Origin of the sequence: Anaerovorax odorimutans (assembly GCF_024459955.1) — a bacterium.
GTDB lineage: Bacteria > Bacillota > Clostridia > Peptostreptococcales > Anaerovoracaceae > Hominibacterium > Hominibacterium odorimutans_A.
In genome coordinates, this window is record NZ_JANFXK010000001.1 from 96,667 (window position 1) to 112,800 (window position 16,134).

A 16,134-nucleotide genomic window follows, 5' to 3' on the forward strand; every position below is an offset into this window, starting at 1 on the left:
TTTTCTTTGCTTGACCGTTCTTTTTTATTTAGTTCTCCCTTTTCTTCTGAATACCGCGATTATAGCTGCCAGAGAAAGAATCAGCAGAATATTCGCCGCGACCAGAAATCCGGTCTTTGACGGATCGGAAGTTCCTGCCGTTTTATTTCCGTCATACCCGGCCGCGCCGGCTCCTGTTCCCCGGATCGTATATTTTTTTGAAGCATTGCCGGGCAAAGCGTAGTTGTGGTTGGAAAGCTTAACGGCTTTTGCCGTATAGGTTCCCGGTTTAACCTGATTCCCGTTTTTCACCGTAACCTTACAGGAATCTCCCTTGAGCAGATTTCCCGCCACAGCTCGCACCTTTGACGGTTTCCCATCGTAGTCCCTGGCTTTGGCTCCCAGCCAGGTGAGCGATACGGTAAGCGGCTGTACTTGGATTTCCACATCCCGGCTCACTGCGTAATAGCGGGTTGTATCCGCAGGATTGAAGACCATTCTGCGGGTTTTACCGCTTTCTTTTACAGACGGTGTTTCCGCCGGATTGTCAAAATCAAAATCGCCCTCTCCTGCTGCTCCCCGCAGCTCCGCTGCCGCCAGGCTCTGCCCGTAAGTCAATACCGCCGCCTTAGGGAACGTCACCTGCGGAACGGCCTTTTGTATGGTATACGTCAGGATTCGCTGCTCCACAGAGTCTTTATCCGTCGGCAGCCGATAATTGTCATTAGAAATGGATTCGGCTATGGCTTTATAAGTACCCACTTCCACCTGATTGCCGCCGATTACGCGGATTTTGGCTTCATCTCCCGGCAGCAGGTCTCTGGCCGAAGCCGTAACGCCCGCAGGCTTACCGGTGTAAGACAGATTGCTCACATCCGACCAGACGATGCCGGTCTGCCTTTGCCGAATCCATAGGCTGGCGGAAGACAACGCTACCCGATAGTTGGGACTGACGCTCTTTTCCTTGATGGTGTAAACCCCTGCCGGGCTTCGCTCTTCATCTCCCGACACGTTTTCTTCCCCCACGGCTGTTAAAATCAGATTCAAATCGTCTTTTGTATCTCCGTTCACCAATTGGCTTTCATCCAGCATGTAGGCCAGCTTCGTTTTTTCACCGTAAGTTTTCTCGGCGTTCTCAGCCTGAGCGGTAATATTCTTTTTGGCTATGGTTACCGACACTTTCTCGACGACCGGTCTCTGGGTCATATCCTTTGGCGTATATTTCAGCCAGTATTCCTGCTCCCCTGCCGCCTGCGGAACCGTATCACCGATATCCGTCAGGCCGGCCTGATTGGAGACAAAGGTAAAGTCCCCGGCTCCTGCCGCCAGAATCAGCCGCGCCTGGGAAAGGCTCTGCCCATAGGTCATGACCGCCTTCTGAGGTATGCTGTAATCGGAAGCGCCCGCACGTCTTACCAGATACTGAATGGATAAATCTTCCGGGAGCTGGTAATTATCTTTATCCGCTCCCTTAGTACCGGTGATTTCCGCTTTAAAGATCTTCAAGTCCTTCAGCTCCTGAGAATCCGCTGTCCAGCTTGGCTCGTCGGTTCCATCGCTGTCTATATTCAGCCGGCAGTCATCGCCGGTAAGCAAATTGGTAATCTCCGCCTCAGGGGCTTTGCCTCCTACCTCTATATTAGTAGTATCCGACCACTTGATTTCCGCCAGCAGCGGCGCTACGGTCAGTATTCCCCCGTCATAGACAAGCCGGTAATTGTCATTTGTGTTTTGGACTGTTGCCTCAATCCTATAGCTTCCCGCATCGCAATCCTGGCTGCCGCCGTTTCCTTCCACCTGCAGGGCCAGCTCAAAATCGCTGATTTGGTCGCCCGCCACCAGTTGGGATTCATCCATATGCCAGGTTAGTTGCGGCGTGGGCTGCCCATAGGTTTTCTCCTTATTATCAATGACCACCGTCAGCGGCTTTGGCGTAACCTTCACTGGTACATCCTGGGTTACCGATTGATAGTTGGCAGAATCGGCAGGAGTGAAGGTCATTTCATACTTGCTGCCGGAATCCTTTACTTGCGGCATTTTCTCCGCGTCAGTAAAGGCAAAGGTCCCCGCCACAGGCTGCTTTTCTACGGTCAGCTTCGCCTGTGAAAGGGTCTGTCCATAGGTGATCTCTGCCGTTGTTGGGAATGTTACTCCGGGATCCGCCTTTTCGATCGTGTACTTCCACGCCAGCTTGGAGGCATCCCTCGGCAGCGCGTAATTCTTATTGGACAGGCTGACAGCTACAGCCGTATAACTGCCGGCATTGGTTCTTATTCCTGCCAGATTGACCTCGCAGTCATCCGCCGGATCAGCCCGGTTGGTAACCTCTGCGGTTATGTCCGCCGGATTTCCGGTATAGGAAAGCGTATGGCTTTGCGGCCAGGACAGCTCCGCCTCCCGCCGGGCTACCTGCAGGACATTTTCCATTACCGTCACTTCATAATTGGTATTTTCGCAAGTCCCCTTTTTAATGGTGTAGGTTCCGGCAGGGCACATCTTGGAATCTCCCTCGCCGGCAGTCAGATCCAGCTTCAAAGCCTTCTTATCATCGGCTGCCGCCAGCTGGGATCCCGTATCCAGCTCCCAGGTAAGCTCCGGAGTTTCATTGCCATAGGTTTTGTTTTGAGCATCGGCTCTGACTGTGATCGGTCTCGGGCTTACCGTTACCGTAACCTGCTCCGATACGGCACGCTCTAAATCTGTATTTTCAGGAACGAAAGCCATCGTATAGTCTTTCGTTCCCGCATCCGGCATCTTATCTCCCATATCAACCGGCCTTCCGTTTTGCATTTCTACGAATACAAATCTTCCGTTGCCGGAAGCACCGACCAGCTGCGCTTCCGACAGCTTCTGCCCGTAGGTCATAATCGCCTCATCCGGGAAACGATAATCCGTGGCCTCCGCCCTGCGGATGTAATAGTTGACGGCGGTTCCGTCGGACGGAAGCTGATAGTTGTCTTTATCCGCACCCTTCAGACCGGTCACGGTCGCCGTATATGCCGTTGGATTCTGGGGGTCCTGCGAGTTCCAGCTGGGTCCGATTTCATTTCCTCCCTCGATCACCGGCTGACAGTCTTCCCCTGACAGAACCCCGGTCAGCTCCGCGCTCACATTGACCGGATCTCCGGTCCAGACCAGATTGCTGGTATCGTCCCATTTTACGCCCAGCTTTTTTTTGTTTACCTGCAGGCTGCCCTCGCTTACGGATGCCTGATACTTATCCGAGCTGATGTCAGCCGTAATTTTATAGGTGCCCGGCGGCAGCTTTTCCGGGATTGGCGAAGGCAGGTCCAGCCTCACCGTAACGCCCAGATCCGCAGCCGTATCGCCGCTGGCCAGCTCTCTTTGATTATAGATATAGTTCAATTCCGGTATTGGCTGGCCGTACACTATGGTATACGACTCAAGGATGATGTAGACCGGCTTCTTGTTGAAGTCTGTTATGGTCACGTCTTTTGTCACCGGCCGTATTCTGCTGTCGGCAGGCTTATAGGTAAGCTTAAAGGTTTTCTTTGCTTTATAATCATCCGGGGTCGGCATATAATCCCCGTCTTCGAATACCCACGATCCATTGTCCCCGCTGCTCTGGCCGGACAAAACGGCCTTGGAAAGAGGATCTCCATAGGTTATGGCGATCCGATCGGGGAAGGTAACCTTGGGCTCGTAGAATTTGCTGCTGTCCTGGTTGGTCTGATAGATCAGCCGGGAGGTAGGGCCATTGATAAAGTTGAGCATCACCATGCCCAGACGGCGGTTATCGATGTAGCCGGCGTTGTCCGAGGAGCTGTCCCGCATGAGCTTGGGATTGATATCCCTGGTCAGGCCCAGCGGAAAGCCTACCGCCGCGCTGGTGTAATTGTAAATCCAGGCATTGTCCGGTATTTTGTGGCTGCTGTCATTGCCGACGGTCTGTTTCATGGTTCCGGTAATATAATCCCATTTGCCGGAGGAATATTTGTTATAGGCATCCTGGACGTAAATGGGAATGTTGGGGTTGTCCTTATCGCTGCTTGGATAAATTTTTATGGCATATTTATACGCGCCGTAGTCATGGTTGTCCCAGCCCGTTACATCCGGTCCGAACCAGGAAGTCTGCAGGCCGTCGTCAGCCGGGTTATAGCGGTTGACATCGATGGGATAGCGGCGGACGAATACGATTTTTCCTCTGGCTTCTCCCATGGTGGGGATCCCGTCCCCGGTCCATACATACTTTTTGTTATTCTTGATAAAATCTCCCACTGCCGCCGCCAGCTCCTCCTTCATGCCATCGTCCGGTTTGACGGTCATAACAATGGCCTCCGACGGGCACCGGTTCAGGAATTTAACGCTTTCATCAAAAATATCTTTTAAAGTCAGATCGCTTCCGTCCCGATTGGAACACTGCCACAGCTCGCTGCCGTGGATGATTTTCACATCAGCGGGCGAAGGCCTGCTTTTGGTGGCGCTGCAGCGGATGTCAAACGCCCTGGCGCCGATGCTCAGCTGTTCATCAAAGAAAAAGCTCTGACAGGAAGTCAGGGAAATGCTGGGTATATTATCCTGCACCACGGCCGCCGTACCGGTGTCATGGGTTCCCGGCATATTGATAGAGGAAAGATACGCGCCATCGGGAATGTTCTTCATCCAGGGATCGGCAAACGCGTAAGTCCGGTCGCCATCGGCTCCCCGGATCAAGTCCAGTTCGCAGGATCCGCCGGAATCGGATTCTTTCAGATATTTCTGTTTGCTTTCCGCCATATAACGCCCGCTTCTGGCGTTCCGCAGCTTATAGCTGCCATCGGATTGTTTGACAAAGCGCCAGAGCTGTTCCGTGCCGTCATTTTTTCCCCGATCCTTCCGTTTGACTGTGAGAATAAAGATATCGCCGCCCCCGCCCTTTCTCTCCGGGGCCCATATGGTTCCGCAGCGTGATTCATCGCTCTTCACCACTTCTATCTCATAAGCCTTATATTTATCCACCCATTTCAGATACCATTTACTGCTGGTGCCGATATTATAGTACCAGAGCTGGGCATTCTGCGTATGATCCTCCACCCGGTTTATGGTTTCCGTGGTACCTTTCCGTGAAAACTCACAATAGGCCGGATTATTGTCAGGCAGCACCTTCGTTTCATCCCCGCTGAGAGGAACTACAGCGGGCGTAACGATCCATAATCGTCGATTTTCCTTTGTCGTCTGGACAATCTTGCTTCCGATTTTTATGCTGTTGTTTTCAACGCCGACCCAGAGGCCGCTGTTGCGGTTTTTAATGTAATAGCATCGATTTCCATTGCTGTCCGTCTTCACATAATAAAAGGCAAAGTGGCGGTGGTAATTTTTACTGCCGCCCAATTCGTCGTCATCCTCTTCCCACACATGCAGCACGGAACCGGAAGCTTTGCTTCGATCTTCGACATCCACAAAACGGTCGATTCCGTCATCCTTGATATGCTTGAGTCCGTACCAGTCATTCTCCACCTTGTCAAAGCGGAACTGGCAGTTGTACCCGGAGGAATCATCCAGATGGAGCACATTGTTCTTTGCCGCGCTGCCGTTGACATTCCAGCGATACTGCGGATTGGATTCCAGTGTAATGAACATACGGTTTCCGGTTTCCATATCATGGGCAATTGTGCCATCGTCCGTGTCAGCATAAGCCGGCGCTGCCGCCGCCCCGGCGCACAGACATATCATTGCCGCAAATAAAATTGTGATTATCCTTTTCATTGCGCTTTCCTCTTTCCCTCGGATACTCAGGCGGCTTTTATCATCCATTGGCCCCTGACCTTATCCCATAGTTTTCATCCTTAATATTGTAGCTTCTGCAGCAAAAAAAACAACCACCTGAAAGGGTAGTCTATGTACCGTGCGCTGTAAATTTGTATGCGGAGCCACCATACGGGCCAAAATCCGGGGCGCTGTCCGCCCGACGGATTTATAGCCCTGAAGGCAGCTGTGAGTTTGCCTGCGGAGGGCAAGTGCTGCTGGTCTCAGATCAGCTTGTATTCACGGGCGGCCCGCAGCGCCTGCGTTCTGTTTTTTACCTGCATTTTGCTGTATAAATTCTTGATATGAAATTTCACCGTATTGGTACTGATGCTGAGGAAGTCGCCGATCTCTTCATTTTTCATTCCCGAAGCAATCAGTTCCAGGACATTTTTTTCCATTTTCGTCAGGGGCTCCCGCATTCTGGCAGCAGCCTTGAGGTAACGGGGATAGTGGATTGCCTGTTTTCTGACCGCTTTTAAAAGCCTCTCTGTGAACCTGGTATCAATCATCCCCAGATCCAGCTCCTCCAGCAGCGGGTGTATGGCCGCGCCTTCTTCTGCGAAGCTTCTGATAAAGCCGTATTCCTGGGCGGTCTCCAAAGCTTCTTTTAAAATTTCCTGCCACGAGGGGTCATGGCTTCGAAATAGAACAATGGCGGTTAAAATTCCCACCTCGATCCCATCGCAGGTTCTGTGAAAACGGCTGGTGTAATCTTTCAGGCGGCCCAGCAGGGAGAGCGCTTCCATATAGTGTTCCGCCTGAATATAGCAGCGGATTTTCACCATATAGCGATAGCGCTCCATGGTGTAAAACCGTTCGTTTTCATCGGGCGCTTTTTCCCTCACCCATTGATCCGCCTCATAAGTTTCACCTCTGATCAGGCTGATCCGTATTCGCAGGGCCTCAATATTGGGTAAAAGCCGGGTTTCGCAGCGGGATTCCATGGCCTGATAAAAAGCGTCGATCATCCGCACGGCGGCATCTATCTCACCGCTGGCAATGTAAATTCTTGCGATTAAAGCCTTGGCTACAAAGCAAAGCTCCGGCGCCCCTCTCGTTTCCGCTGCCAGCAATCCTCTGGTCAGCATGGTCAGCAGCTCGTAGCTGTCCGTCCCGCCCTTTTCAAACAGACTCTCGCTGAGGGCGATATCTCCCAGCCCCGCGCCGTACCTTCCCAAAACCTTTTCTACCGGCACGCGCACCGTATCGTACAGCCTGCGGTCTTTTTTGCTCCAGCTGCTGAAATCTTTTCCGCCCCGCATCAGGCTGGGCAGGTTGCTGGTAACTGAAAGCTCGGGCAGCTTCATATGGTACGCGGACATAAAACGGACACCGCGGAGCAGGTTGATCAGCACGTGCTTTACGCCCCATTGGGGCAGTCCGATGTCCAGGAAAATCTTTTTGCTCATGGCATCTTTATAGGCTGCGCTTTTTTTATCCAATCTCCCGATACAGGTTTTCAGCTCTTCATACCAGCGCTCGCTCTGGTCAAACTGCATGCACATGGCGCAGAGAAGGGACATCCCGCACATAAGCTGCGGTGACTTGCGAATCACGTCCTCCGGCAGCGCGAAATAGTATTTCTCCATTTCATAGTAATGGCCGGTTCCCGGATGCCTGCGGAAGTTATCAATCAGCAGTTCCTGCATTTTATCGTGATCGCCGCTGATATTATAGCATTCCAGGGCTTTCAGCACATCTCCGCCAGCTTCGTAGCATGATCCGGCATTTGTATATACCTGTTTAATCGTCTCTTGATCCAAAAGCATCTGCTGTTTGTGTTTCAGATACTCAAAATACGCCGGAGTGATTTCATAGGTATCCGGTTTATCGACCGGCAGCAGGTATCCTGCCTTCCACGCCTCCCGGATCAGGAGTTCCGCCTCAGCGCCATTATTTACCGCGGTCGCCAGCTGTCCGGTAATGCAGCGGAGCCCGGCTATTTTCAGCAGAAACGGTTTCAGCTCCTTCGGGCAGCAAGCGTATAATCGCGTATCGTAATAATCAAAGATATCATACTTTACTTCTTCCGCCAGCTGCCGGCTATATAATTTTTTTGCCTGCAGGTACATAGCCATGCTCTTTACCGCCAGCGGATGGCCGCCGGTATCCCTGAGAATTTCCAGTGTCTGCCCAGGATTGGCATCCACGCCCAGGCCTTTGAGCAATCTGCCGATTTCCATCATCCCCAGCAGCAATTCCTGTTCATCCAGCGCCCTGAGCTTTCCCTGGATGAACGCTGCCTTGAAAATCGCAGGGAGGGAGCTTCGCGACAGTATTACAATATGGCACTCCATGCCTTCCAGCAGATCCCGGAGAAACACAGCCTGCTGTTCTTTCAGAAGCTGAAAATCATCGATCACTACGATTCCCTGTATGTACTGCTTTATCTTTTCTTCAAAATTTCCGCCTTCGCAGGTGATGTAGGAATAGGCGCATTCCTCTTCATCCAAAAGCTCTCTGACCACAGAGGTTTTTCCGTAGCCGCAGGGGGCTGAAATGAAAAGAGATCCCTCTTTCAGGCACTGAAAAAAACGTTCTTTTGTTTTTTCTTTTACGATTACTTCTCCCATAACGAAATTCTTCTCTCCTGTTAAAAACGCTCCATGCGACAGGCACAGAGCGTTTTCCCCATTACAAAACCGCTATTTCACCAGCAGCTTTTTGATCCCTTTCTCAAGCCCGTCCAGCGACAGCTCGAACATGGGAAAGACTTCTCCCACTGCCTGGATGGTCTGAGCGCCGTAGGTCCATTCCCACTCGCTCTCCTTAATCGGGTTGAGCCAGATTTTCTTTTTATACCGCCGGTCGAATTTCTTGAACCAGTCAATTCCCAGCTCCTTGTTCCACAGTCCGATGACGGAATTTCCTCCCTTTCGGTACAGCTCGGAAGGCGCCATGGCCGCGTCGCCGACAAAGATCACCTTGTATTCGCTGTCCAGATTCGAGAGAACCCAGTTGGTGTCGATCCAATCGCCCCGCTTGCAAAGAGGCGTATTGTACAGGTTGTCGTAGATGCAGTTGTGGAAATAATAGACCTTCAGGTCTTTAAAATGATTGGACTTGCTCACCGCCTGAAACAGCTGGTTGCAAAGCCTGCTGTAAGGCAGCATGGAGCCGTCGGAGTCGATCAAAAGCAGCAGCTTGACCGTATTCTTTCTCGGTTTGTCATAGACCAGATGGAGCAGCCCGGCATTGTCACAGGTCTTGTCGATGGTCTGGTCGATATCCAGCTCTGTCTTAGCGCCGTCCACTCTGGAAGAGTATTGTCTCAGCTTGCGAAAAGCCATCTGGAACTGGCGGATATCGAGAATATTGTCCTGCCTGAAATCTCTGAAATTGCGCTCACCGGCCACCTGAACCGCCGATTTGTGTCTGCCCTTTCCTCCGACCCGGATGCCCTGGCTGTTGTAGCCGCCGTGTCCCATGGTGGAAGTGCCTCCGGTACCGATCCAGTAGTTGCCGCCGTCATGCTTTTCTTTCTGTTCCTGAATGCGCTCATAAAACATCTGCAGCAGTTCGTCCAGCTCCCGCTGGATATCCTCGGCGTCGCCCTTATCGTCGATATCCCGTTCCCGCTCGTTTTCGCTGAGCCATTTCCAGAACTGCTCCGGCAGGTCCTCCGGCGTCTGAACGTTCTTGAAATACTCAGCAAAGACCGCATCGAACTTATCGTAATCGGATTCGCTCTTTATAAGAATGCTCCGGCACAGGTGGTAAAAGCCGGTCAGAGACGATTTGGCGAGGCCCTTGTCCAGAGCTTCGACCAGCGCCATCCATTCGTTTATGGAAACCTCAAGGCCCTTAGCCCTGAGCAGATAAAAGAATTCTAAAAACACATTACCACCTCTTCAGCGAGTAGCCTTTTTCCTTGATCTCATGCATGATGTCGATGTCCTGGTTCTTTTTCAGAAGCACGCCGACAAAGGGCACCTCATCCTTGATCTTGTTGACATTGACACCGCTGATCATCAGGGCCTGCAGCCAGTCCAAAAGCTCGGAGGTGCTGGGCTTTTTCTGCAGCTCCTTCATGTTGCGGATCTCGTAGAAAGCTTCCATGGCCTTTTCACACAGCTTGCGGTCGATGTCGCCGTAGTGGACGCGGATGATTTCTTCCATCTTGTCAGCATCCGGGAATTCGATATAGTGGAAAATGCAGCGGCGCAGGAAAGCGTCCGGCAGCTCTTTTTCCGCATTGGAGGTAATGATTACGATGGGGCGTTTCTTGGTGCGGATGGTCTCTTTTGTCTCATTGATATAAAATTCCATCTTGTCCAGCTCCCATAAAAGGTCGTTGGGGAACTCCAGATCCGCCTTGTCGATCTCGTCGATCAGCAGCACCACCTGGTCGTCTGAGGTGAACGCTTCGCCCAGCTTGCCCAGCTTGATGTACTGTTTGATATCGGCAACATCGCCTTCTCCGAACTGACTGTCATAAAGTCTCTGAACCGTGTCATACACGTATAGGCCTTCCTGCGCCTTAGTCGTGGATTTGATTCCCCATATAATGAGTTTCATTCCCAGGGCATCGGCGATGGCCTCGGCCAGCATGGTTTTTCCCGTGCCCGGCTCGCCCTTAATCAGCAGCGGTTTTTCCAGGGCAATGGAAACATTGACCGCATTCATCAACTCCGGCGTAACAACGTATTTGTCGCTTCCTTTGAAAACATCCAATTTTTTCATTTCTATTTTCTCTCTCCTTCAATATTTTCAGCCTATACTCCGGCTATAAATCCAACTAAAACAGGGACCGCGATGCTCATGACGACTCCCGAAATAAAGGAGTAGACAGCGATATCGCCCCTGGTGGCTTTCTCCACGATGGGCAGGCACACATCCATGGCCGCCGATCCCGGCAGAGCTATCGTTTCTATATACCCAATTTTTTTGGCGACAATCGGAATCAGCAGAATTCCGAACAGTTCGCGCATCACATTGTGCATAAAGGACAGTGCGCTGACATAGGTGGAATATTTGGCAAGCATCACCGGCGCCATGGTATACCATCCGAACCCGGAACCAATGGCCAGCGCGTCGCGAATCCCCAGAGACGGCAGGATCAGCGCACCCGCAAAAGCGCCCGCAAGTGTGCCAAAGATAATGGCAAAGGGGAATACCAGCACCCGCCATCCCGCTTTTTTGAAGTTCGCTCCCACCGTGCCTTCTCTTCCGATATCCAGACCGACGAAAAACAGCAGCACGCAAAGCCCCACCACGAGAAGATTGCCGGAAATGTCGATGAACCAGCCGGGCAGAACAAAATACCCAGCAAGTATTCCGGCGGCAACCGAAATCACAATCGCTTTAGTCATCGGTTTTAACTCCCTCCCTGCTGAAGCCCAAAAGTTTTCTCACTGCGAAGACAGCGCCCACGCTGCCGGCAAAGATCAGCACAGTAAGAACGAGGGCCGTGAGGCCGATGGAAGAAAGGGAGGCGATGACGCTTTTATCAGCTCCGATCCGGCCGCCCATCGTAAACACTAAAACAACGATGGCGATCAGCTGGGCGACCCCGATCCATTTAAAGCTCTTCTCCGATTTTCTCAATCTGCTGCCGACAAAATACCCGGAAAAAGTAATTGCCAGATACAGCACCAGTAGTTTCACTTGGATTTTCTCCTTTATTTTTCCCAAAACAGTTCAAACATTCCTATTATAACATCTACCCCCGTTCCTTGTTAAGTCTTTTTACAGCACGAAAGCACATTCCAAAAGGGCCTCGCCGTATCTGCCGGAAATATCCGCAGACACGTATAAGCCCTTTTCATAACAGAAATGATAAAACTGCGGGTCTGGCTGAATACGCAGCTTGCGCCGGATGTCTTCTATTTGTAGGCAAGCGTGCATACGAAGGAAGCTACCTGCTGCCCGGCAACAGCAGAAGTCACCAGGCCGGTTTTACCAGTAAAGGCAAGGCTGTTGGTTCCTTCCGGCTCTACCTCCACGCCTTTTGTGTAGCTGCCGGTACTAAAATCGTGGGTACCGCCGGCAACAACGGAGAACTTTTTTGAATCCGCCTGCATTTTGGCAAAATCCGAGGTGTCGGCAACCACTTCCCATCCGGAGTCCTTGGTATCGATGCTTACTTCCGAAAGCGTTACGATTCCCACCTTGCTCTTGTTTTGGATTTCCAGCGGAGAAATAGTCATATTGACGTCTCCTTCGCCGGCTGACATTGTAATCGTTTCCGTCATCACCACATCAATAGCGGTAGCCGGTACCGTCATTTTTACCGGAATCTCTTTCCCTTCCGCAAAAGAATTAGAGCATACGCCTCCGGCCAGGATCAGAACAGCAATTGCCGACAAACCTATTCTTCTAACTGTTTTCTTTCTCATTTTTGTCCTCCTCTTTTATTAACATCTCCATAGTTTCGGCAACGCTTCTTCTTTGCCGGATATCAATTATTAAAAAACAACTTACAATAAACGCTGCCGCACACAAAAGCAGTAATGGGATTTTCATCCATTCATCGCCGGTTACAACCGCCCGCACTCTTTCATCCGTTCCCTGCGCCCCGCTTTCCGTCACCACAGTATCGATGGCGCCGCCGGCTTCCCGGCTGCTCGCCGTTTGCCTGAGGTACACGGGTACCTGCCCCCCTGTGCTTTCCGCAGCCGCAATGGCCGGGCAGATAGCGGTAAAAAGAATCATAACCGCTCCTATGACAGCGTACAATGTCCATGCTTTCTTTGCCATACGCTTCTCCTTATTGAACATTCATGTTTATTTTGACGTTCATCTTTCCCCTTTCCTGTTTCTCTTTGTCGTAAGTATATACGGTTGCCAAAGCATCCACCTCTCCTTTGGGCAGTGTTGCCTCCGAAAGCAGCTTATCCGAACCAATCAGCTGTCCTTCCGCCACCAAATTACTGTCATAAATGGTTTTCCCATCGTATTGGATGCACACGCGAAGATATCGATCCGAATTATAGTTGGCGAAATTGATGTCCTGCAGGATGTCGTCTTTTACCCGCACGCTGGAATTCATGGACAGACGGAACTTTCCGTCGCTGTTATCATAAAGCTCCTGTTCACTCAGGGCAGCCACGCCGGTATCATTGAAACCCATGTCGTCCTTGGATGACAGCACTATAAAAGCCGTGGACAGCGCAATTATAACAATGAGCAGAATCAAACAAAAGGAAAGATCTTTCTGTTTGTAAAAGCTCCCATTCTTTTTATAGAGTGTATCTCCTATTTTCAGCCGCTGCTTCTGCCGCACCCGTTTGGGATTTATCAACTCCCACGGAACCGAAAGCATCTTTTTTTCACCCTGTACGATTACCTTATCCGTAAAATACGCTACTTTATATTGATTTTTCCCCATCTGACTCTCTCTTTCCTAATTCAATCTGCCTTTTCTAAAGTCAGCACGATATTGCCAAAGGCCGCGCCCTCAAGCTGCGAGCCTACCGGTCCTATCGATGCCTTGAAATCCAAAGAAGCGGTTCCGTCAAAATCCATTATCAGGCTCTCCACGTATGAATTTGTCAGATCTTTGTCTTTATAACTCACTCCCACTTTCTTGGAATCAATGGGCAGCCTGGCAAAATCCGTACTCTGTGGAACAGCCGTCCAGCCATCCCCGGGAACAAAGGCTACCTGACTGATTTTAGCAGGTATACCCCGATTCTCCAGCTGCGCGCGGGCTGACAGATGGATGGGATCCTCCGAACTGGTTTGACCGAAAGAAATATTTTCCGGGGCCACAACATCGATGGCGTTTTTATAGATATATCCCTGTGAACGGGTTCCGTGTCTTCCATATTGGGCGACCAGCTCATCAACGCTGGCTTCGGCTGCCGCGGATGAAAAGGACAGCAGTACTCGGTTTCCTTCCAAAGTCACCCCATGGTAAAAGGCATCCGCTGTATAAGCCGGGGCTCCCTCTAAGGTGATCGTTCCATTCAACGCACGGCAGCTATAGGCGAATTCATCCATAGTACAGCCGCCCGGAATCGTCAGTCCGCCGATGTCAATGTGCTGTACCCTGCTGCCTCCCGCCGAACAGAACATTCTTTTTACGGAGCGCACGCTTTTCATATCCCAGTTCGAAATTCCCTCTGCCCGAAAGCTATCCGAATTTTTTCCCGCTCCGGAAAACATAAATGAGAGATCGGTCAGCTTCGAGCAGTCAATCCTGCTGCCGTCAAAATAAGAAAGATTATAACAATCCTCAAACCAGCCGCTCATAGTTTTAGGAGCGATCTTCTCTCCAAACTCCACCCGTTTGACAGCGGAGTCATTGCCGTCCTTTTTCCAGGGGATCGAGGCGTTTCTCGTATAAGGCTCCTTTTCCGACCAGGCCGGGTAGACCGCGACCTCTGAGCCGTGCGTATTTTGGCTGCTTTCCCGGTTTGCCGCCTGCTCATTGATAATCAGCGTTCCGTCGCTGTAAAGAACGGTCTCCGCATCGGGATAACGAACCGCGATGGAATAAGTTGTCGAACAATCCTTGTAATTCTTCATGCCCGTGATCTCTGCTTTCAGTTTCAGCGTTCCGTTTCCTGCGGGTGTTACCTGTGTCTGCATCTGGCTGTCAGAGCTGAACGATGCCTGGACCTCTGAATCCGCCGCTACCGACCATTTGACGGTTTTCTGCGACACTCCGCTCTCCGTATTGAGTTTGCACTGAAAGTTCGCAGCTTTCTTTTTCTGTAAATGGGCAAGGTTGTCCGTATTGATAATGGAAACTCCGTTTTCAGCCTTATTGATCGGGAAGGTGGCTGTCTTTTCATTGAGTACCGGCAGAGAATCCGCCCGCGAATTCTTTCCTGTAAGCTTGACGCTTCCCTGGGAGCATTCGATGTTTTCTCCGTAAACAGCGCTCTTAATGCCGCTGTTCAGATTTTGGCTTCCGTTGCGGGAATCCAGCCAAATTCCGGGTGAGGTGTAAGTGACCGTATAGGATGGACGGCATGTCTGACCATTGTATACATAAGAGCCGGGATTGAACGCAACGCTGCAGTCCCGCAAGTCGTAAAGCGTCTTTTTGGTGGTAGATCCCAGCGACTCTTTGCGTGCTCCCATATAGACGGTACTGCCGTGACTGTTGCTGCTGTGCAGATCATAGGAAGCGCGGGTAGAAAGCCACAAGATACCGCCTTTTCCTCCTTTATAACAATCATCATAGCCAGCGTCGGTCTGAATAGCTCCGCCATCGCCTCCGTAGCCGCGGGTTCCGCCGTTATTATGCCAGGTTATGGAACCATCTGCCTTTTGCGAGGCCTGTTTTCTCTGCATATCTAAGTTTTGTGTCGCAGCGCAGCCTCCCTGGCCGCTTTCTCCATGTGTATAGACCTTTCCATCGGAATCTACGCCGGGTGGGCGGTCTCCCCCTCCGGGATTGCCGCTGCCATAGGCATCGATGGAAATACTGCTTCCGCCGCTATAACCGCCGTGGGCCGTGTTCTTAGCAGCGGAACCTCCACCGCCTCCGCCGCCTGCCGAAGGAAAGCCGCCCTGGCCACCGCCTCCGCCGCCTGCACGGATGTCGCCGTTGTATTCGCCGCCTCCCTGCCCGCCGCTTCCGCCGCCCGAGCCTCCTGCGCCTCCGCCGCCATAGTCGGGAGCGGCAAAGCCTGCTCCGCCGCCTCCGCCGCCTCCGCCGCCGGCAGTAAATTTATCCGCCTTGGAAGTTTTGCGGTACGCATTTCCTCCTGATCCGCCTGCGCCCGCTGTCCCTGCGGCACCGCCGCGGGCCAGCAGACTTATCTTTCCGGTCACAATCAGATGCCCTGCTCCTGCTCCCACCTTTTCCGGAGCCTTGCCATCATTACCGTAGCTTCCCTGAAAATCGTCATATTTGTTATTGCTTCCCCAATGGGCTGTGGCTCCGCCGTCTCCGCCTCTGGCTCCGTTGCCGCCAATGCCGGCTCCTGCTCCGCCGCCGCCCGAGCCTCCTGCGCCTCCGTCTCCCGGCGCGCTCTCGCTGGCGTTTCCGCCATTGTTTCCTCTTGCTCCATTGCCTGCGTTGCCGCCGTAACAGCTGAGACTGCCTTTACTTCCTCCCGTCTCTGCCAGGCTGTCAATGATCTCCAGAGTGGCGGACTCCGGCAAATGGATTGCCGCATAACCGGGCTGCTGCCCGTTTCCGTTTGCTCCTCTGAGGGTTATGGAGTTCCCGTTCAGATCCATGATTACAGAAATCCCCGCGGGTATGGATAGGGCCGAGCCGCTGCCTGCGGAAGAGCTGACATTGGCCGTGAACTTGATCGTATCTCCGTTCTGTAGCACTGTGCTGCTGCCGATGTTATTCAGCGCCGACGCGCTGCCTATTTCGATCACCCTGCCGGAGGCCCCATAAGTCTTTTCTGTTGAAAACGGCATGGCAGATATCATCAGCAATGCGATTCCAAGGCTTAGAATCTTCAGGGTTCTTCTCTTTTTTCTGCTCATGGTTTT

Annotated in this window: 10 protein-coding genes; all 10 read right to left on the minus strand. The window is 51.9% G+C overall.

Annotation, left to right across the window (positions count from 1 at the left end; all coding sequences use genetic code 11):
* Positions 1-24: 24 nt before the first annotated feature.
* Positions 25-5,685 carry an MBG domain-containing protein gene (locus NE619_RS00470; RefSeq protein WP_256130407.1) on the minus strand — a complete coding sequence of 1,887 codons (5,661 nt, stop codon included), beginning with the start codon at positions 5,683-5,685 and terminating at the stop codon, positions 25-27.
* A gap of 263 nt (positions 5,686-5,948) precedes the next feature.
* On the minus strand, positions 5,949-8,300 hold the full coding sequence (locus NE619_RS00475; protein WP_256130408.1) for a LuxR C-terminal-related transcriptional regulator: 2,352 nt from the start codon (positions 8,298-8,300) through the stop codon (positions 5,949-5,951).
* A gap of 72 nt (positions 8,301-8,372) precedes the next feature.
* Positions 8,373-9,566 (minus strand): vWA domain-containing protein, encoded by a 1,194-nt coding sequence (locus NE619_RS00480; protein WP_256130409.1) that lies wholly within the window; start codon positions 9,564-9,566, stop codon positions 8,373-8,375.
* A 1-nt stretch (position 9,567) separates the two neighbouring features.
* Positions 9,568-10,410, minus strand: coding sequence for an AAA family ATPase (locus tag NE619_RS00485; RefSeq protein WP_305146537.1), 843 nt, complete (start codon positions 10,408-10,410; stop codon positions 9,568-9,570).
* Positions 10,411-10,442: 32 nt separating this feature from the next.
* Entirely contained in the window at positions 10,443-11,039 is a 597-nt protein-coding gene (locus NE619_RS00490) for a lysine exporter LysO family protein (RefSeq protein WP_256130410.1), read from the minus strand.
* Positions 11,032-11,334 (minus strand): hypothetical protein, encoded by a 303-nt coding sequence (locus NE619_RS00495; RefSeq protein WP_256130411.1) that lies wholly within the window; start codon positions 11,332-11,334, stop codon positions 11,032-11,034. The genes NE619_RS00490 and NE619_RS00495 overlap by 8 nt, the downstream gene beginning before the upstream one ends.
* A gap of 218 nt (positions 11,335-11,552) precedes the next feature.
* Positions 11,553-12,065 (minus strand): hypothetical protein, encoded by a 513-nt coding sequence (locus NE619_RS00500; RefSeq protein ID WP_256130412.1) that lies wholly within the window; start codon positions 12,063-12,065, stop codon positions 11,553-11,555.
* Positions 12,046-12,426 (minus strand): hypothetical protein, encoded by a 381-nt coding sequence (locus NE619_RS00505; RefSeq protein WP_256130413.1) that lies wholly within the window; start codon positions 12,424-12,426, stop codon positions 12,046-12,048. The genes NE619_RS00500 and NE619_RS00505 overlap by 20 nt, the downstream gene beginning before the upstream one ends.
* 10 nt (positions 12,427-12,436) lie before the next feature.
* Positions 12,437-13,057 (minus strand): hypothetical protein, encoded by a 621-nt coding sequence (locus NE619_RS00510; protein ID WP_256130414.1) that lies wholly within the window; start codon positions 13,055-13,057, stop codon positions 12,437-12,439.
* Between the two features lie 20 nt (positions 13,058-13,077).
* Entirely contained in the window at positions 13,078-16,128 is a 3,051-nt protein-coding gene (locus NE619_RS18830; RefSeq protein WP_305146538.1) for a BspA family leucine-rich repeat surface protein, read from the minus strand.
* Between the last annotated feature and the right edge of the window lie 6 nt (positions 16,129-16,134).

Excerpts from the sequence above, each read along its gene's own strand:
- NE619_RS00475 (WP_256130408.1), bottom strand. The coding sequence starts at position 8,300 with ATGGGAGAAGTAATCGTAAAAGAAAAAACAAAAGAACGTTTTTTTCAG.
- NE619_RS18830 (WP_305146538.1), bottom strand. The coding sequence starts at position 16,128 with ATGAGCAGAAAAAAGAGAAGAACCCTGAAGATTCTAAGCCTTGGAATC.
- NE619_RS00470 (WP_256130407.1), bottom strand. The coding sequence starts at position 5,685 with ATGAAAAGGATAATCACAATTTTATTTGCGGCAATGATATGTCTGTGC.
- NE619_RS00510 (WP_256130414.1), bottom strand. The coding sequence starts at position 13,057 with ATGGGGAAAAATCAATATAAAGTAGCGTATTTTACGGATAAGGTAATC.
- NE619_RS00490 (WP_256130410.1), bottom strand. The coding sequence starts at position 11,039 with ATGACTAAAGCGATTGTGATTTCGGTTGCCGCCGGAATACTTGCTGGG.
- NE619_RS00505 (WP_256130413.1), bottom strand. The coding sequence starts at position 12,426 with ATGGCAAAGAAAGCATGGACATTGTACGCTGTCATAGGAGCGGTTATG.
- NE619_RS00500 (WP_256130412.1), bottom strand. The coding sequence starts at position 12,065 with ATGAGAAAGAAAACAGTTAGAAGAATAGGTTTGTCGGCAATTGCTGTT.
- NE619_RS00485 (WP_305146537.1), bottom strand. The coding sequence starts at position 10,410 with ATGAAAAAATTGGATGTTTTCAAAGGAAGCGACAAATACGTTGTTACG.